The organism is Spirochaetales bacterium, assembly GCA_016930085.1.
Classification (GTDB): Bacteria; Spirochaetota; Spirochaetia; order SZUA-6; family JAFGRV01; genus JAFGHO01.
The window spans coordinates 14,741-34,064 of record JAFGHO010000049.1 but is presented as its reverse complement, the minus strand read 5'-3'; the positions used below and the strand labels follow the sequence as shown (position 1 = coordinate 34,064).

General features: G+C 45.9%; 13 protein-coding genes. 4 read left to right on the top strand and 9 right to left on the bottom strand.

Annotated features, from left to right (window positions below):
- Window position 1 precedes the first annotated feature (1 nt).
- From JW881_08035 to JW881_08015, 5 genes are all read right to left on the bottom strand, one after another.
- A complete protein-coding gene (locus JW881_08035) occupies window positions 2–796 on the bottom strand; it encodes an ABC-2 family transporter protein (GenBank protein MBN1697448.1) in 795 nt (264 codons plus the stop codon).
- A gap of 70 nt (window positions 797–866) precedes the next feature.
- Window positions 867–1,694 carry an ABC-2 family transporter protein gene (locus tag JW881_08030; GenBank protein MBN1697447.1) on the bottom strand — a complete coding sequence of 276 codons (828 nt, stop codon included), beginning with the start codon at window positions 1,692–1,694 and terminating at the stop codon, window positions 867–869.
- Between the two features lie 145 nt (window positions 1,695–1,839).
- Entirely contained in the window at window positions 1,840–2,973 is a 1,134-nt protein-coding gene (locus JW881_08025) for a beta-lactamase family protein (protein ID MBN1697446.1), read from the bottom strand.
- Window positions 2,974–3,093: 120 nt separating this feature from the next.
- Window positions 3,094–3,483: a VOC family protein gene (locus JW881_08020; GenBank protein ID MBN1697445.1), complete on the bottom strand. Its 390-nt coding sequence runs from the start codon at window positions 3,481–3,483 to the stop codon at window positions 3,094–3,096.
- A gap of 10 nt (window positions 3,484–3,493) precedes the next feature.
- Window positions 3,494–4,918 (bottom strand): caspase family protein, encoded by a 1,425-nt coding sequence (locus JW881_08015; protein ID MBN1697444.1) that lies wholly within the window; start codon window positions 4,916–4,918, stop codon window positions 3,494–3,496.
- Between the two features lie 337 nt (window positions 4,919–5,255).
- On the opposite strand from JW881_08015, the gene JW881_08010 reads away from it, so the two are divergent.
- Complete coding sequence (locus JW881_08010) at window positions 5,256–6,155, top strand: hypothetical protein (GenBank protein ID MBN1697443.1); 900 nt, start codon at window positions 5,256–5,258, stop codon at window positions 6,153–6,155.
- A 25-nt stretch (window positions 6,156–6,180) separates the two neighbouring features.
- Here JW881_08010 and JW881_08005 read toward each other — a convergent pair whose 3' ends face one another.
- Together JW881_08005 and JW881_08000 are read right to left on the bottom strand one after the other, a co-directional pair.
- Window positions 6,181–6,999: a GNAT family N-acetyltransferase gene (locus tag JW881_08005; GenBank protein ID MBN1697442.1), complete on the bottom strand. Its 819-nt coding sequence runs from the start codon at window positions 6,997–6,999 to the stop codon at window positions 6,181–6,183.
- 50 nt (window positions 7,000–7,049) lie between these two features.
- Window positions 7,050–7,754, bottom strand: coding sequence for a hypothetical protein (locus JW881_08000; protein ID MBN1697441.1), 705 nt, complete (start codon window positions 7,752–7,754; stop codon window positions 7,050–7,052).
- A 155-nt stretch (window positions 7,755–7,909) separates the two neighbouring features.
- Here JW881_08000 and JW881_07995 point away from each other — a divergent pair, with 155 nt between their 5' ends.
- The 3 genes from JW881_07995 (at window position 7,910) to JW881_07985 (ending at window position 14,080) form a co-directional block, all read left to right on the top strand.
- Window positions 7,910–10,762 carry an insulinase family protein gene (locus tag JW881_07995; GenBank protein ID MBN1697440.1) on the top strand — a complete coding sequence of 951 codons (2,853 nt, stop codon included), beginning with the start codon at window positions 7,910–7,912 and terminating at the stop codon, window positions 10,760–10,762.
- A 160-nt stretch (window positions 10,763–10,922) separates the two neighbouring features.
- Window positions 10,923–12,932, top strand: coding sequence for a VWA domain-containing protein (locus tag JW881_07990; GenBank protein MBN1697439.1), 2,010 nt, complete (start codon window positions 10,923–10,925; stop codon window positions 12,930–12,932).
- A 122-nt stretch (window positions 12,933–13,054) separates the two neighbouring features.
- On the top strand, window positions 13,055–14,080 hold the full coding sequence (locus JW881_07985) for an adenylate/guanylate cyclase domain-containing protein (GenBank protein ID MBN1697438.1): 1,026 nt from the start codon (window positions 13,055–13,057) through the stop codon (window positions 14,078–14,080).
- 129 nt (window positions 14,081–14,209) lie between these two features.
- Here JW881_07985 and JW881_07980 read toward each other — a convergent pair whose 3' ends face one another.
- Together JW881_07980 and JW881_07975 are read right to left on the bottom strand one after the other, a co-directional pair.
- Window positions 14,210–17,335: a response regulator gene (locus JW881_07980; GenBank protein ID MBN1697437.1), complete on the bottom strand. Its 3,126-nt coding sequence runs from the start codon at window positions 17,333–17,335 to the stop codon at window positions 14,210–14,212.
- Window positions 17,336–17,477: 142 nt separating this feature from the next.
- Window positions 17,478–19,274, bottom strand: coding sequence for a hypothetical protein (locus JW881_07975; GenBank protein MBN1697436.1), 1,797 nt, complete (start codon window positions 19,272–19,274; stop codon window positions 17,478–17,480).
- Window positions 19,275–19,324 lie beyond the last annotated feature (50 nt).

Sequence of the window (19,324 nt, the reverse complement as noted above, 5' to 3'; positions counted from 1 at the left end):
GCTATCCTCCCGCGCTCGTGTAACGGCGAAGCATGCCGTGCCAGAATAAAATACCCGCGCACAAGAGAACCCCGGCGACGATGCCCGCGGGAAGAAGGTATACCGGTTCTTTTCCCAAAAGCACACTCGCGGGAAGCGAGGCCAGAAGCGCGACCGGGATCGCGGTGGTGATCAGTATCTGAACCGGCTGCGAATAGATCGACTGGGGGTACATGCCGAAGAGGGTGAAGGTGTTGAATATCTCCCACATCCTGCTGTTTCCCACCCAGACAAAGAGGGTTCCCGAAAGAAAGAGGGCGAATGAAAAAAAGACGGAAAGGGAGAGAAGAAAAAGCCCGCCAAAGGCGGCCCACTGCGCGGGCCCGATCGATGGGAATCGCGTGATGATGAAAACGAAAAAACCGATACCCCCCAGGAGTTTTCCCATGGAGTTGATGTCGATCGCCGTTGCGATCGAGAGAAAGAGGATGGAACGTGGTTTCAGCAGGAGGATGTCGAACGAGCCTTCACGGATAAGGATCAGGATATTGAAGACAATACCGAAGAAAAAGGGAAAGGCGATTCCCTTGGCCAGAAGAAAGATCGCCTGGATGAGCAGGGCCTCGTTCATGGTCCAGCCGGGAAACGAGGAACCGGAGCTGTAGATGAGGAGGGTGATCATGGGAACGACGAACTCGAAAAGCAGGGCAATGACGGAACTGATAAAAAAATCGCCCCGGTACACCATCCGCTCCGAAAGCGCGTTTTTCAGGGAAATGAGGTAGACATGAATAAAGGAGAACGGGGACTTCTTCATGGACGGACTCCCCCGGCAAAGAAGCGGCGGTTGCGGTGTAAAGCCCAGCCATATATGCCGAAAGACCTCCTCATGCCCCCACCCCCGTAAAGCGCCGGATGCCGAACCGCCAGATGATTTCCGCGACAAGCATGACCGCGCCGAGCATAAAGGCCTGGAAAAGGATGACGAGCGGGATGGAAAGGGTGATCCCGGCCAGTTCGTACGATCCGATAAACACCCTGAACGGGACGTACACGATGAACTGGAAGGGAAGAAAGAAAAATATTTTCTGGATCGTTATCGGGAAAAAACTCAGGGGGATAAAAACACCGGCAAACAGGTTTCTCATGATCCTGAACATTTCCATGACCCCGAATATCCGGGTAAGCCAGAAAGCGAACATTCCCACGCAGTAATTGATGAAAAACATGATCGAGTAACTCAATATAAGTGAAACGATAAACCAGAACGGCTTCGCCGGAATGAGACGTATACCGAAGACAAAGAAGAAGAGGAGGTAGACGGGGATGAACTCCAGCCAGAATCCCAGGACCCGGTGCCCCACTTTCTGTGAAAACGCGAAAAGGCGGTGTGAAAGGGGGCGGAGGATATACGTGATGAACCGGCCCGTTCTGATCAGCATCTGGAGGTTCCAGTCGGCGAAATCCATGATCAGATAATTGATGATCGTGGCGAGTCCGAAATAGGTAAGTATCTGTGAAAAGGTGAAACCGTTAATCACCTCGTGGCCGGAATAGACGGCCTTCCATATGAAATACTGAACCAGAAAGTAAATGGGGCCGGTAAAAAGAGAAACGAGGATGTGCGAACGATACGCCGCCCACTCTTTGTACGTGACAAAGGCGACCGCCTTGATGGTATTGAAAATGATTGCCGCTTTCCGTAAAAAATACATTGCTCCCCCCGCCTTTTTTCTGCCACCGGCAGGCAGGAACATGCCGGCCGGATGAAGGACTGTACGGGATATAACCGGAAACGCCGTCAACAATGCCTGTGCATGAAATGTAACGCGTTCCGGTTACCTGTATGCTCCTATGGTGTTATTCCAGCCCCGACCAGCCGATGACCCTTGTCCCGTACATTGCATGATCGATCCAGGTATTATCGGAAAACACGGCAAAATGTATCATGATAAAGTCGTTGGCAACATCGATAAACAGGCTGGCGCCGCCCGAGCCCTCATGGTCGATCACGCCGGGCGGAAGAAGCGGTTCCTTGTCGACTTCCCATCCCAGGCCGTAATGTTTGTCCTTTTCACCGGAACCCCAGTTATAACACGGGATGTTTTTCAGATAATTGCGGGTGGCCGCTTCGACCGTGTTCTTTCCGAGGATTCTGGTTCCGTCGAGGATTCCCCTGTCGAGAATCATCCGGCCGAAACGGTACAGGTCGCCGAGCGTCGAATAGAGTCCGCCTCCTGCGTACCACGAAGGAGTCCCGTTTTCCTTATCCTCTTCTTTTTCTTCCCGGTTCAGCCACTCCCATTCGGATTTTTCGACGACGCAGACGGTATCCCGTTTTTCCGGGGGGACGACGAAAAAGGTATTGTTCATTCCCAGGGGTTTGAGGATGTTGCTTTCGATATAGTCCGGGTATGAGACCCCGCTTATCCGTGCGATAATTTCACCCAGGACCATGAATCCTTTTGTCGAATAATTCCATACCGTCCCGGGGGGATACTGCAATGGGCCCGAGAGGTACTTTTTTATCCAGTTTTTCCTTGTCGTATCGCTTGAGAAATACGGCGGGGGATACGGTTCGAGAAAGGTCCCCGGATCGGAAGGGAGGCCGGATGTGTGCGTGAGAAGCTGGAAGATGGTGATGTCTTTATGCATATCGGTATTGAATTCGTCGATAATCTCCGAAACGCGTTGATGAATGCAGAGTTTCCCTTCTTCAAGGAGTATGTGAATCGCCGTTGCGGTAAAGACTTTCGTGATCGAGGCGATTTTCCGTATCGAATCGGGCTTGAAATCGCCCTTGTCCGCGATGCCGGAAAGCTTTCCCATGCTCTTTTTTGCAAAGATCTTCCCGGAACGGGCCATAAGGTACCCCGCGCACTGAATCTTTTTTTCGTCGATCAACCTGCAGAAGTGGCTGTCGAGCCGGCCAATAACCTCCGGGCTGTATCCGGCGCCTTCGGGTGTCGTGTCGATAGTGCCTTCGTATATCATTTTATCCTCCACTGAAGGCAAGGATAAATGAATTATGGAAAAGGTGCAAGAATCTTTTTTCCGTTATACCGTGCCGATATTTTCGAAGCGACGTATCGACCCGCCTTACCCGGCAAGAGGTCAAACGGTAATCTCGACGAGATTTCCTTCCGGGTCCCGTATACTGCTTTCATAGTATCCGTCACCCGTTTTTCGGGGCCGGGAAACAACCGTGCACCCTGTTTTTTCGATTTCCTCAGTCAGGAGGTCAACGACTTCCTCGCTCCCTGTCGAAAATGCTAGGTGGGAATACCCGAAATTATACCCTTTTTCGCCGGTCTTTTCCGTTATCATTGATTTCGATCTCATGAGTTCAAGCCTCGTAGCATTGCCGAATGAAATAAAATACGATTCAAATCCTTTTTTGGGATTCCGGTACTTCTTGGAAGCGGTGCCTTGGAAATACCGGAGATAAAACGATTTCATGGCTTCGAGGTCGTTTACCCATAATGCAATATGTGTGATGTTCACGCATTCCCTCTCAGATGATTGTTTCCTTTATATACGACAACCCGAGCCGGTACAGGTCTTGAGATTCCATATTCCCCGAAGGAAAAAGGAAACGGTGGTAGTGCTGGGGCATCAATGCCCTGACGTCGCGGGTGACATACAGGTATTCGGGTTCGAGTTTTTCTCCGAAGTGGAAACAGAAATTGACGGCGGATGAAGCGAGAATTTTGTTTTCCGGATCGGGTTCGTACCGGGCGGCATCGAGATGAAGCCCCAGCCTGAAAGAAAGCAAATCCTGTATCGCGCTGTGTTCGAAATCATAAATCGATTTGTAGAGCAATATTCGGAATGCACACTGGAATATCTTTTTAATATTATTTTCCGTGTAAGGAAAGAGATAAATATATTCGTTGTTTTCTTTTTTGTGAACCCACAATTTCCCGCCCGCGCCGCGAATCCAATGCGATATATAACTCAGGAAACACGAGGTTTCTCTGTTGATACAATCCTGATTTTTTTCACGGATAACCGAAGGTTGATGCAGCGCGATATATAAAAAGAAAAAGGCGTATTCCCTGCCGGGTTTCACGCTTTTCCATCCCTGTTTTGCGATCGTGGAGGTGATAGCGGGGGAAGACGGCGCATCGTTATCCTGCTCGAGGTTCTTCTCGTCTTCCTCCTTCTCGCGGCGCACCGTCCTTCCGCGGGGATTTTTCGCGATGACGATATCGTCCTTTTGATCGGAAAGCCACAATACCGGCAATTGCCCGCACGTGTCGGCTTCCATCTTTTTTATTATATACCGATACAATTCCCCGACCGTGACGAATCCGTCGCCGTCAATATCGGCATTGCCGGTCTCGAGTCCCTCGACAATATGATGCATAAAATAAACGTCTTCATTCAGACTGATCCTTTTTTCGCTGTAAAAAGGATACTCGGTGATTCGGGAAGACGAGATGACCGCGAGTCCTTTTCCTTCGATACAGCCGAAACAATCGCCCGGTGAGACCTGCTTTTGCGTGACTCCTTTGCGCGCCATGCTGATAAACGCGCAGTCGATAATAAAAATCTTCTCGCCCCCATGGCATTCTTCCATGAGTTCGATTAAAAAAGAAAGGGGTACCGCCGTCGAACGCAGGGCATTCAGTCTGGTGTTTTTCGCGGCGAGATAGAGTTTTCCGTGTTCGTCGATAATTCCGTGGCCGGAATACGAAAAGAGGAACGTGTCGGTGTCCTTACAATGCCTGATATGGTGTTCGAGAGATTCGCATATCCGCGATGAAGAGACGTTTTTCAGTTTTTCCACCTTGTCGAAAAAACCGATGTCCCTGTTTTCAAGAACTTTTACCGGATCGATATTTTCACGGGTCTGCGGTACAAGTTTTGTCAGCACGGTATCCTTGTATCTATTAATCGTGATAAAAAGACTTTCTCTTTGTCCTTCACGTTCCATTCCCGTTTCTCCTTATTATAGCCCCCGCAAGAATACGTTTCCTCACTTCCCGCAATCATGTCGACTTATTTGCGACACACGATATCCGGTTATCATCCGCCGGATTTACCGGGGCATCGCTTATGATGTATCTCTTTTTATTATAATATATTTTTGACTGCTATGTAAACAAGTGTTCCACGGTTCGGATATCCATACCAAATATCACATACCCGCTTCGTGAATCTGCGTGGACCGGTATGCTTCCCCGTTCGTTCAAACAAGAATTATTTGACAAATATATATGATTGCCTGTACTATATACTACGTATAAAATTATACGGTAAAATGTCAGGCTATGGAAGAGATCCAGAAAACGATTTCAAAAACAAAATTAAACCAGATCAGACGTGATATCAAGACAATCATCGTCAACAACAGTTTTCCCCTCGAACGGTTTATTTCGGAAATCGACAGTACCTTCGATTTTCATGAAACCGCGGGAAAGACATTCGGAATATCCATTACCAAAAAAGAAAAAGCGGACATTATCGTTAAAACCTTCTCCGACGAGAAACTCATGAAACTCGTCAAGATACTTCTTTCCATTTATGACAATAACGGGATCTATTCGGGGAAAAAATACAAGATGAACGGGATCGAGGCGCTGATAAAGACGCTGGAAAAAGAAGAAAAAGAACATACAGACGTGCAGGTTCTGTTGAAAACCGATATTGCCGGAAGTTCGAATCTCATTCTGCGTTATCCGAAAAAAATGAAACGGATAATGTCGGATATCAAGAACGAAATAATGAAAATCTGCGGCGGCCGAAACGGGAAACTCCTCACCTGGCATGGTGACGGCGGCTTCATTCTCTTCCAGAATACGGTCAAGGAGAGTGAAGGGGTAAAATCGACCTGCAATCAGGCGGTGTTGAGCGGGATTCATATACTGCATTGGCTTTGCGAATACAATATGTTCAATCATCTATTGAAAGAGCCGATCGAATTGAAAATAATCATCGACATATCATTGAAACCGGGCGTGACCAGGGCGAATGTACTGACGACGAAAATCTACAATAAAATCAATGACCTCGAAAAAAATTACACAGAACCGGGAACCATCCTTATTGCCGAGTTTGTCTATTCGAAGCTTCCGGAAAAATTTAAATCCTTTTTCGACCTCTTTTATATCAGCGATTATCCTTATCGCTCGAACTACTATGTTTATACGGTAAAGGTTCCGTCACTATAACCATTCACTGCGGTCGCATGGTTTGTTAATAAATATATTGATACCTTTTTTCGTCAAAGCCGATCTTTTTGTACATACCGATAGCGGCCGTATTGTCGTCAAAGACAAGCAGGTGGATGATTTTATAGCCTTTTTTCAGGGCGTGATTGACGGCATATTTCGTCAGTAACGAACCGTATCCTTTTCTTTGATATTCTTCGGCAATACAAAGCGATTGAATGAAATCGTTGACCAGCAGGGTGCTTCCGACAAGGGTCCTATTGTCAAAATAAAAGAAAAAGGATTCCCTGTTTTTATCGAAATATTTTTTTATATTTTCCAATTCCTCTTCCGGGGCGTCTTCGATCCGGTATGGTTCCCAGTGATGTTTTTTCCTGAACTCGTAAAACAATCTCGACTCAAGCGCGAGCTCCTGGTCGAAATATTCTTCCTTGTAGGTGACGATCTTCACCTCCGGAATTTCTATATATCCTTTTGTGTATGCCATTTTTATTTCCGAACGTTTGATCGGGCCGGGAACGGCCCGTAATTGTTCGTTTGAAAGCCTTTTTGTCGAAATCAGGGATAACCCTTTCAATTCTTTCAGGGGAATCAGGCGCAATGTGTGCCGGAGCAGGCTGTCGATACTTGCCGCATCATCGATTGCCGGGTCGAACACCAGGATGGCGATACCGATATCCCTGAGTGTCGTGAACCATGAAAAAGCGCAATGGCCGTCCTTTTCGAGTACGGCGAGTGTTTTTTCGGGCACAAAGTACCGCTTTTCAAAATCGGTGGGGAAGAATCCGCTGAAAAAAAGACGGGCTATCTTGTGGTAATCTTCTTTTCCGATGTTCCTGATCATTGGTTCCTCCGGTATTCATGGGTGTTCACTCAGACTCACGCCGTCTGTCTCTATCGGTCTTCTGCGGGATGTACCAGACCATGCGGCAACGAGGTCTTTACCTCGGTTGCCGTGATGACAAGCGGCCCGGGATGCCCATCATTGATATCGATAAATGTAATAATCCGGGGGAATATCAGCATCTGCATACATTCATATTCGATGTCATACCGGTAATGAATCGACTCGATTTCAAGGTCGAATGAACTCACGCAGTAACGCATGCATGTTTTTTTGAATACCGGACGTATTTCCGGTTTCGTTTTTTTTGACTGCATCGTCTGCAGTATAATGAAATCGGTAGCGAGTTGATCTTCGGGAGTGGGCGCGATTTTTGTTTCTATATCCGATTTCGGCAGTAAGGTGATATAATTCCGAAAGGTGTCGTAGACGGAAAAAAGCAGTTGCAGGATGTATTCGGATACGGTCCGGTAATGCCTGAGATCGTTACTGCGCGATCCCGGATCTTCATCGTCCGCGAAGTCGACGGAGAGTTCCCCCTTCTCTATCGTCGCCGAATAAAGCATGGAATCGGTGCCCGTTTCCCCGTTTCCCGCTTCACATTCAATGGTAAAGGTAATGCCGCCGAATGCATCGTAGTTGTAATCGTAACATTCTTCGTACAGCGCCGGATTAACCGGCTGCCGGGGAAAGCATGACGTCAAAAAAAGAAAAACAATAAGCACAATAAAACCACTGTGTCCCTGACATCGCATACAACGACACTATATCAATCATGACTTTTTTTCAAGTGGAAAGACACGGGCTTTCATTTCTGCTGGGTTTCATTGTTGATCGCCGGATATCGGCACTTTACCAATATGGTGTTTTTTATTATAGTAGTGACATTCCATATAAATGAGGTAAGAACATGTCTTTACTAACCAATAATCGTATATATGCGCTTTTATTATGCTTGACATTCATCTTTCTTTTGGGCGGGTGCAAGACGACGACGTCCGCCGTCGATGAAAACAATCCATTACTCCTCAAGCCGGAAGACAAACTTCCTGTCGATCCGGCGATTACGAGGGGTAAACTCGAAAACGGTCTTGCATATTTGATTCGGAGGAACACCGAACCTGAAAAACGGGCGGAATTCCGTCTTGTCGTGAATGCGGGTTCGATCCTTGAAAGGGAAAATGAAAAGGGGATCGCCCATTTTGTCGAACATATGGCCTTCAATGGCACGAAGAATTTCAGAAAACAGGAAATCGTCAATTTTCTCGAATCGGTCGGAATGAGGTTCGGCCCGGAACTCAATGCATTCACGAGTTTCAATGAGACGGTCTATATCCTGAAAATACCGACAGAGAACGATGAAATTCTCGAAACAGCTCTCAAAATCCTTGCCGACTGGGCCTGCAATATGCTGATCGAAGAGGAGGAGGTCGAAAAGGAACGGGGGATTATTATAGAAGAATGGCGAATGAGAAAGAACGCGGAAGCACGGTTGAGCGAAAAACAGTATCCCTTTCTTTTTTACGGTTCACGTTATCCGGATAGAATGCCGATCGGCGATATCGGGATCATCGAAACCTGCGACGCGGAACTGCTTCGGGGATTTTACGAGCGATGGTACCGTCCGGATTTAATGTCGGTGATCGCCGTGGGTGATTTTAAAGCCGGATGGATGGAGGAAAAGATAAAGGAATATTTTTCCGGCATGAAGAGTCAGGAGAATGCGCCGGAACGGTTTACCGAGGTCATTCCCGATCACGAGGAGACCCTTATTAATGTCGCAACGGATCCGGAAGCCACATCATACAGCATCAATATCTATCTCAAACATGATGTGCTTCCGTCCGTTACCGTCGGGGATTACCGGGTGCGGATGATCGCCAATCTGGTCCATAACATCATCGACGAGCGGCTATCGGATATCGCGCGAACCGCGAATGCCCCCTTTACCGAAGCCTATGCCGGTTACGCCGGTAATTACCGGTCGAAGGAGTTCACCGTGATCGGCGCTACGGTCAAGGAGGGGAGAATCATCGATGCACTCGATACACTTCTCGTCGAAGCCGAGCGGGCCAAACGCTATGGATTTACGGAAACGGAAATCAATCGGCAAAAGGAACGGCTTATAACATGGATCGAAAGCATATATAATGACCGCGGAAACCGCAATTCCGCGGATTTCGCCGAAGAATATATCCGTCATTTTCTTGTGGGCGAATCAATACCGGGAATCGAGTATGAACAGCGGATCTACAAGCAGTTCCTCCCAGGCGTAAGCCTCAAGGAAATAAACGGCTATGCGGAAACATATATGACGGAAGATAACCGTGTCGTCCTCGTCGAGGGACCGGAGAAAGAGGATATTCGTCTTCCGGATAAAAAGATGATTTCCTCCCGATTCGAGGCGGTCAAGGAAATGGAGATATTTCCCTATATCGATACCGTTACGGAAAAGCCGCTAATTTCCGGGAAACTCGAAGAAAAAGCGATTATTAACCGGCTCGAAATTCCAAAGCTTGGCGTCACGCAGCTGACCCTTTCGAACGGAGTGACGGTCGTACTGAAACAAACCGATTTCAAGGACGATGAAGTCCTTTTCAGTGCCTACAGCCCCGGCGGACATTCCCTTGTTCCGGATAAAGAGTTTATCGCGGCATCGACGGCGGCCGCATTGGTGCATGAGGGCGGACTTGACGGGTTCTCCCTTACGGAACTCGAAAAATTGCTTGCCGGGAAAAACGTGCATGTCATTCCATGGATCAATGAGTTGAATGAGGGTATAGAAGGTTCATCCGTACCCGAAGACCTGGAAACATGTTTCAAGCTTATCTATCTTTCATTTACACAGCCCCGCATGGATGCCAACTCCTTTGAAACATACAAGGAAAGGAAAAAGGCCGAAATCCAGGACAGGGCCTCCTCGCCCGAAAGGGTTTTCTGGGATACGGTATGGGAAGTCCTATCACAGGATAATTTACGCAGAGAACCGCTTACCGTCGAAAAACTCGGTGAAATGGATATGAAAAAATCTCTCGAGTTTTACCGCGACCGTTTCGGGGACGCATCGGATTTTACCTTCTTTTTTGTCGGCAATTTTCGGATGGATGTCATCGAACCGCTTATCAAAACCTATCTCGGCAATCTGCCGGCAACAGACCGTGAGGAAACATGGAAAGACCTCAATATCGATCCGCCCGCCGGAGTCGTGTTGAAAGACGTCAGAAAAGGCATCGAACCTAAAAGCCAGGTTCTCCTGACATATTCGGGCGATGCAACGTGGTCATATGAAGGAAGGATAGCGATCAATGCGCTTTCCGAAGTCTTCAATATCAGGTTACGGGAGGTAATCCGCGAAAAAGAAGGGGGAAGCTATGACATCTGGGCCTTTACGAATCTTCAACATTATCCGGACGAAGAATATTACATTTATATCGGATTCGGCTGCGCGCCGGAAAAGGCCGAACGCCTGAGTGACTTGGTCATTGAGGAAATCGAGCGGATAAAAATCGAAGGCCCGACCCCTCAGGAATTACAGAAGACAAAGGAAATCCTCAAACGGGAATATGAGACCAACATCAAGGAAAACAATTACTGGCTTACCATGCTTCAGACCATGTATGTTCATAAGCTCGATCCCCTTACCTTGCTTGATTATATGGAGTCCGTTGAATCGCTGACGGCGGAAACGCTTCGGAATCTGGCTGTTCAATATTGTAAAAGCGACCGGTACGCCAGGGTAATTCTTTACCCGGAAAAAGAGTAATGTAAAGCCCGATCGGTTCGTCTTTGGCAATCCCGATGTGTTCTCAAAGATAATGGCAAAACGACCTGAATCGGCTGGAAAACGGGAAACGAACGGGAGTTTTTTTCATACTATTGACAACCATTTTTCAGGTCATTATCATTTACAGGGGAGGTTTCCGATGCGACGCCATGCCGGCATATGTATAATTGTATCATGTTATCTTATTTTTTCCTCAGGGCTGCTTATCGCCGGGGCACAGTCGGAATCCGCCGGTTCGGCAACGAGGGGCAAGTACCTCGCCGGAAAAGGAATTATTATTCCGCCGGAAGAAGTATATGTGGACGCATATATCGCACAGATCGATTACGACTATCCCGAACCTGAAGGTGATGTCGGTGTTTTTCTGTATTCCGGCTACCGGCAGCTTTCATCCAAAGGCCAGGAAGAGGTCTTTCATATCGGGATTCAGGCAAGGGAGCGCCGATTCGAGGATCTTCCCCCCATGAATCTCGCTTTTGTGATCGATAAAAGCGGGTCGATGAGTTCGGCGGATAAAATGGAGTGGGTCAAGGAGTCGTTTGATATATTTATCGAACGGGTGAGAGATATCGATTATGTGTCACTCATCACCTTTGATAATGAAGCGGCCGTTCTTTTTCCGGCGACACGGATGAACGACAAAAATAAAAGGCTTCAGTTCAAACAGAAGGTGCATGCCATCGAACCGGGGGGCGGAACGAACCTCGTGGCGGGCCTCAAACTCGGCTATAAAGAGGCAATGACATATTTTCGGGAAATATACGCCAACAGGGTGCTTTTTCTCACCGATGGAAGAGGTGATTCCGAGGGGATCCTCGATATGGCAGCGCGCTACAAGGAAATCGGCGTCAATTGTTCAACCATCGGCCTGGGGACGGATTTCGATCTCAAACTCATGCAGGACCTCGCGAAGAAAGGAGGGGGAAGCTCGCGTTTCATTTCAGACAGGGATGAAATGGAGGAGACATTCGGAAGCGAACTCGACCGGATGGTCGTTCCCGCGGCATTGGATTTGTCCATGGAATGCGAGGTGCTTATTGACGCGGAAATCGAAGGGACGTGGGGTTACGATTATGTCATCAAGGGCAACCGTATCGGCTATTCGTTACCGACACTTCATCATCGCGATTACGAAACGATGCTCGTTCACGTTAACATACCGCCGAATAACTATAAAGGGAAAAAAGACGTCCTTCGTTTTACCCTTTCATATACCGATCTCGGGGGGAAAAGAAAAAAAATCGGTCCTTATACACTCGCTTCCAAATTTGTTACCGACCCTTCTCCGGTAACCGGGTTCTCGGACGCGATGGTCCTGCGGTCCGGGACGATGATGCAGTTTGCCCTGGAATTGAAAACAATCGGCGGGATATATTACAATGCCCGGAAAGAAATAGATGAACTGAATAACCTGAAAAATCGATTGTGGTCGGACGATATGACGGAAGATCAGTACGAAACACTCACCTCTCCGGATATCGAGGCGCTGGAAACAAAAATCACCGCCGTCATGAAATCGATATTCGACAGATGCCTCGACATACGGAAAGTACTCGAAAACGTGCGGCTTCGTCTCGATAATGAAGGATTCGAGGATGAAATTAAAATTATGGACAACTATATCTCCATTATCGGGAAGGAACTGGCCTACGATGAAAAGCAGGTTGCCGAGATCAGAGAGAATGCGGAAATCGAGGTACCTGTAAAGGACAGATCTATTGAAGCCCACCTGTCGCATCTTTTCGATGAAATGATTCTGGGATTCCCTTCCGGGGGCGAGGGGGTAATCGCGGTTTCGGGTTTTACATCGAAGCCGGAACGACCAATGCGGCTTCTGGATCTTTTGAATGAAATGGCCATTGCAAAGTTTTCAGGACTCGATACAATGACCATGGTCGAACGGGATAAACTGGATATCATTCTCGAAGAGCAGGAGCTGGCCGTCTCGGACCTGATGGATACGACGACGGCGATCCGTATCGGCAATTTCCTTGCCGCCGACTTTATCGTCACGGGGACGGTGATCGAGATGGGTTCTTCCCTGGCTGTCTTCGGAAGGGTGATCAATGTGGAAACGGCGGAAGTCGAGTCGGTCGCGCAGGTCATTGTACAAAAAAACAGCGAGGTGAAGAAGTTATTGGGTAATTGACGGTTTTTTCCGACCATTGTCAGGTAACATATATACGTTTTTAGCAGCCCCTTATAAATTTTTTCTTTTACAATAAGCAGTTCTATACTATGATAATGATATAAGAAGGAGTTAACGGTGGAATGAAACTATTTAAAACAGACATAAAAACGGTGTTGTACGCGAGCGCGGCGATACTTGTTCTCCTTTTGATCCTGAGTTACTTTGTCTTCGGATATAACCTGGAAAAACATGTTATCAAAACATATCTGCCGGAAGCCAAAACGGACGCGGTTTCCATTTCCCGATCTCAGGCCTTCAAGGACCTGATGACGGTGAACATGCTTTTCGTTCTTATATCGATTATCATTTTTATTCTGTCATTCATCTTTCCCCTCGTCGCCTATATCCTCTTCATCAAACGGCCTTTTTTTCAGCTGAGATTAGGGTTTCAGAAAGTGAAGGAAGGCGATTTCGACACGAGGCTGACGGTCAAGGGGTTCAACGAAGTGGCGTCGCTTTTCGACAATTTCAATGAGATGGTAAAGGCGTGCAGAAAAAAGATTTCCATCAAGCATTATGTTTCGGGCTCGACGGAACAGATGGTGGAAGTATTGCGGACCGGAGAGATCACCATCCAGCCCCGAAGAAAACTGGTGACCGTCTTCTTTTCCGACGTGCGCGGGTTTACCACGTATGCCGAAGAGATGGACCCGCTCATGGTCATCAATACCCTCAACGAGATTTTTTGCATCCAGGTGCAGTGTATCAATAAAAACTCGGGCGATATCGACAAGTTTATCGGGGACGAGATCATGGTACAGTTTCCCTCACCGTCATGCGCGTTCAAATGCGCGCTCGAAATCCAGCAAAAAATAGCGTCATTCAACAAAAAGCGGAAAGAGACGCTTCAGGTGGGCATCGGGATCAACTACGGCGTGGCGGTCGTCGGCGCGGTCGGTTCCGGAGAAAAGTACGATTTTACCATGATCGGCAACACGGTGAATGTCGGGCGGCGGCTGTGCAGCGCGGCCGAACCGGGCAGCATCGTCGTTTCCGAATCGGCCTATGAAAAACTCAAGACGAAACGCCCGTTCACGGAAATCGACATAAAGGTGAAGGGAATCAGCAAGAAAGTGACGGCATTTGTTTTCAATGACGGGGAATGAGGGGGGGGCTTTAGAATTACATGAAACGAATCCGTTCCTGAAAGGACTGCTAAATCATCCGCATCAATATATCTTATTCGGCATTCACGGTGTGGAGGAGAAAATCAGAAAGGATGTCGTGTTGTGAAATCAGTTGATTTTTACCAGAAAAACAGTACCTTTTCCTTCCTCGGATTCAAATTGAATATCCCAGTTCAGTTTTGCTGTAAGTTCTTTCACGATAAACATCCCGAGTCCGTTTCCGGGATAATTATGATTTCCCTTTAAAAAGGCCTCGAATAACACGGGTTTCAATTCATCGGGAATTCCCGGTCCATTATCCTCGATTCTAATTATGAATTGATCTTTCTCCTTCAAGCAGGATATTGAAATCGTTCCCTGGTTTTCAATTGCATTTACGGCATTGCTTACAATATTGTCGATTATCTGTAAAAATGCTGTTCTATCCGTATGAATTCTTAAATCTTCAAAGTCATTAAGGACAAATTTTATTTTCTTTTCTGAAGACTCCCTATACTTACTGATTATTGAATCGATGAGACTTTTTATATCGATATTTTCTTTTTTTAGTTTCTGTTCACTGAAAATAAGCTTAACATTACGGATTATATTCTCGATTTTTGAAACACTTTGTCGTATATAATTAATGTGTTTGAATAAAAAATCCTTTTTTACAAGATTTTCCTGCAATAATTGTTTGTCCAGATTAGCCAGCGGACCCGAAATCCCGCTGAGTGGATTTAGAATTTCGTGTGCAATACTGGCCGTCATTGCCGCCAAAGAAGCCTGTTTTTCCTTTTGATGTAATTTCTTTTGTAAATATCGATAGCGGAATAAAGCCTGAATTTTATATGCCAGTTCATTGATTGAAAACGGCTTGAATATGTAGTCGACGGCTCCTTTTTCGATCCCAAAATTTCTTTCTTTTATGGTTGCTTTTGCTGTGATAAAAATAAACGGAACTTCTTCAAACCCTTGAATTTGTTGTACTGTTTCAAGCAGTTCGAAACCGTTCATTTCATCCATCATTATATCCGAAACAATCATTTGAATTGTCGGGTTTTGTTCCAATACGGCGATTGCTTCTTTTCCGTTTCCGGCAGAGTAAATATTAAACAAATGTCCCATATTTTTTTTCATCAGATACAGCAATTCTTCATTGTCTTCGACCAGCAGCAGATCAGGATTTGATTTGTCATATCGATTTTTTTCAGGCATTTCATCGCCTGGTAAAATGAAAAAACCGCTTCCTGTTTCAACAAAATCCGAACAGGGCGTTTGCGTATTTTCCACCGAACAACGAGGGAGTTCCACAAGAAAAACGCTGCCTTCACCCGGTTTACTGTTTACGGTTATTATTCCCTTCAATTCCCCGATAATGTTGTTGATAATTGCAAGCCCCATTCCCATCCCCTGGATGTTCCGTTTTTTATGGGACAACTGGTAATACGGTAAAAAGATTTTCTCTAGCTGTTCCTCTTTGATGCCGATTCCCGTATCGGCAACAGAAAAACGTACTTTCGTAGTATCTCCATGTAATTTCACACAAATGCGACCGTTCTTTTTCGTGTATTTGCCGGCGTTTTCAAGGAGATTGTTGAGAATCCTGTCTACTGACATTGGATCGGCTTTTATATATAGCGAAGGCGCTATATCGCTTATTAATGCTATATTCTTTTTCCGAAAAAAAGATGAAAACAACCTCAGTTTCGCGGTCAAGAACCTGGAAAAATCCACGATGTTTTCGTGGTTATAGATATTCATGCCTTTTTCAAATTTTAAAATATCAAAGAAATTAATCATGTCGCGAATCAATTTATGAATGTTTTCCTGCATGATTAAAAGGGATGGATGGCTTCCGTGGTCGTTTATATAATCGTTCATATAGTTACTTAGCAGCATAAGCGGGGTTCTTATTTCGTGTGACAGGTTTACGAAAAAACTCATTTTTTCATTATGTGATATTTCAAGTTTGTCTTTTGCCGCCTGCAATTCGGTGGTCCGCTTAGCTACTTTCTTCTCCAGGTTTTTCGATAAATTGTCCAGTTCGCGGTAGGTTTTTGTAAACTTGATCGACAGAAGCAGGGACTGGGAAAAGATAAACAGACATGATCCAAAAGGAATGAGAGGCTTCAGTCTGAATACGGCATGAGAGGATAAAATATCGGTTACCATCGCCGTAAAAATAAATAATAATCCACATAAAACAAAAACAGCTTCACGGTCTGATTTCAGGCTGATTCTTAAAAGAAATACTATATAATATACACCGCCGGCTACCGCCAGTATTTGAAACGGTATCAATGTGTATTGTGTATATATTACGGCCGGTGTCACCAGAACGGTTATAATGAAAAGAGAAGAAATTATCGTTATAATCCGAATAACAAGGACGTTGATTATTGATCTGAAAAGGCCATATAGATAAAGTGAAAAAAAGAGAAGGCCAAAGTAAAAACTCAGGTACTCAAGCTTTACTCCAAATTCCCAGTTTATCCCCTGAAAGGCGTAAACAAGCAAATAATGCCCTGAAACCAGTATCCGTATTCCGATGATTATACAGAAAAGACCGAAAAAAAGGCATGATAGTTCTCTTTTTCTTATTAAGGACAATATTAGATGATAGATACCGGTAAGCGAAAGGCCTCCGAATAAAAACATTTCCCAGGCTATTCCCCTGTCGTGATACCTGTTAATAGTTATCCAGCTCCCGATCAAGACCGGATGAAGCATTCCGCCGTTACGATGATGGAAATTTGATATCTGGATCACCATTTCGAGATTGTTTTCAGCCGTACTTAATAACCGTATTAAGGGCAACCGCTGAGGTTTCATTTCATCATGGTTGGTTCCGACATATCCTCCTGTTGAAATTAATGATCCATTGACCCACAGGCGGTAGGCATTATCCATATTCGGGATATAAAGACCCAGTACCGTATCATACCGGTTCAGCTGAATTGTCAATCTGTATGTAGCGTAGCCCATCGGTGTCAGGAGTTCATTGTCGATTTTTCTCCCCTGCCAGGGTGATGGGACTTCGATGTATGAGGGAACCGGGTCTGTTTTATTGAAATCGTCCGGAGTCAGCAGACGGTTCCAGTATATTTCCCATTCACCCGACAGATCTGCAGGGTTGTCATTGACGGGATCCCATGACCGCAGATCGAGATGTCCTTTGCTGGCCGTCGACCGGAATATCCCTTCTTCGAATACCGAGCAGCCGTTTTGGAATACAATAGTTATTACAAGCATAATTTGTATAAATAGTTTCATTTTTGTGCTTAAATCATACTCCCCAATACTCCCGACGTCAATGAGGCATATCCGCCTGCGTGAGGCGGATATGCCGTTGGGATGTCCTGACCAGGATCCGTTTGTCCATCCGCATCGCTTACTAAGGCCAGCCTTCCGTCAAGAAAGTGCGGTTGGTTTTTAATCCCAATTCCGGGGGAATAAGATGGGGAGTATATTTGGCGCCGGAAGATCTCCAGTCATTTTTCTTAGCATTATAATATACTCCTAATCCGTATCCCCATGCAGGAGCAGCTAATTCAATAAGAGTTGAAATCGCCAGATCCACCGCATGTGTATGGGGAAGATACGCGACGGCGGGAATATTATAATGTAATCCCGATCCCGGTATTCCCCCCTTCAATATGACACCGGGACTCAATAGACACGTCCTGTTGCTGATACCAAGCACGCCGTATAGTCCATATGGAGGATGAATTCCCTGATATTCATCAGGATCGTCTATCCAGGCCCAATTCCATTTCCTGACGGTAAAGGCATTCGCGTTGTTGTGGCAGAAAAAGGTGACGCCGTAAGTACCGACACAGTAAGCGCAGGCCCGCATGGGATAATGTTTTTTCACTCCATTGGATTTTCTATAGGGTTCTACACCATAAGCCTTTCTTCTTACAGCGTCATATGTCGAGAAATGCCAGTTTCCCAGAAATTTCAGACTGTCAGTGGCTTTATAATCTCCGAGGCAGCCGTTTCCGATAAGCCAGCATACAAAAAGCTCCTCATGCAGTGTGTATACTTTTTCATCTATCACTTCATTTTCAGGGTGTTTTACTGTCGTCACTGTTTTTTTTCTTATCAAATGGACCCAGCAGCCGCCGACGATACTGACATGCCTGACGGTTTCCCAATCCGACACGACCGGATGTTCTGCGGAATAGACACGGAAGTCATAGTACAAAAGTTCTGCATCAGACAGGCTGGTTGTCACGCTTGTATGTTCCCTTTCCAGGATGCTTTCATGTTTCCTGAGATGTTCGGCAAGACTATCCGGACTGGTAACATTGACCCTGACGGTTTCATAAGAAACCTCCCGGGGATTTATTTTTAAAAAGGCTGAGTCGTTCTGATAATAATCCCGGTTGAATGTAATTTCCTTTACCGGAATTTTGAGGTTGTCTCTGTATTCTCTGTCTGTATAATAAAGAAAGGACTTGTAGAACATGTCCTCCACCTTTTTTTTGAACAGCGGGTCACGGTAATTGCCGTTGCTGAATGGATTCGAAGCAGGGGGCGTGATTCTGTTTTCCTTGTAAATGCTATACTCTATAAGTGAGGTTTCCGCCAGAATTGCCGCTGTTTTTTTCAGAGATTCTTCGGCAGGTATTTCCCGGTCTCTGATGGCTTCCATTTTTTCATACGCTTTGATATAAACGGATGCAAGCTTTTCCTGCCCGACACGGCCCAGTTTGCCGCCATAAAAAGAAGCGTACCACTTGTAATACTCAAGCATATTCGTTTTTTGTTTTTGCCGGTAAATTTCCTCGGACTCGAAATCAGTACTTTCAAGAATTTTATACAAGGGTTGCCTGTTTTTCGGAACGCCCAGAATATACGGAGGACGGACTGCCTTGGGATCGGGACCGCATTGTATAAAAATATCCCCGTATTTTATTTCACCCGGTTTCATGCCGTAAGCAGGATGAGATTTGGGGAGCCTTTTCATACTGGCCTCAAGATCAACCGGTCCCAGTCTTTTAAGTACCTTTTCATAAGCATAATATTCCGGCATCATTTCCCTGAGTTCATTCTCGCCGACGGGCGCTCCCAGCTCCTCGATTTCGTCCACGGGTTCCGGCTCCCTTTCTCCGGCTGCAGACAAAATGACGGTATCTGAGACAATTAAAACAATGATTAAAAATATTCGAATAGTCTTCCTATCCATTTTTTCCTCCTTATATATTTTAATCATGTCAGTATTATGCAATTATCATG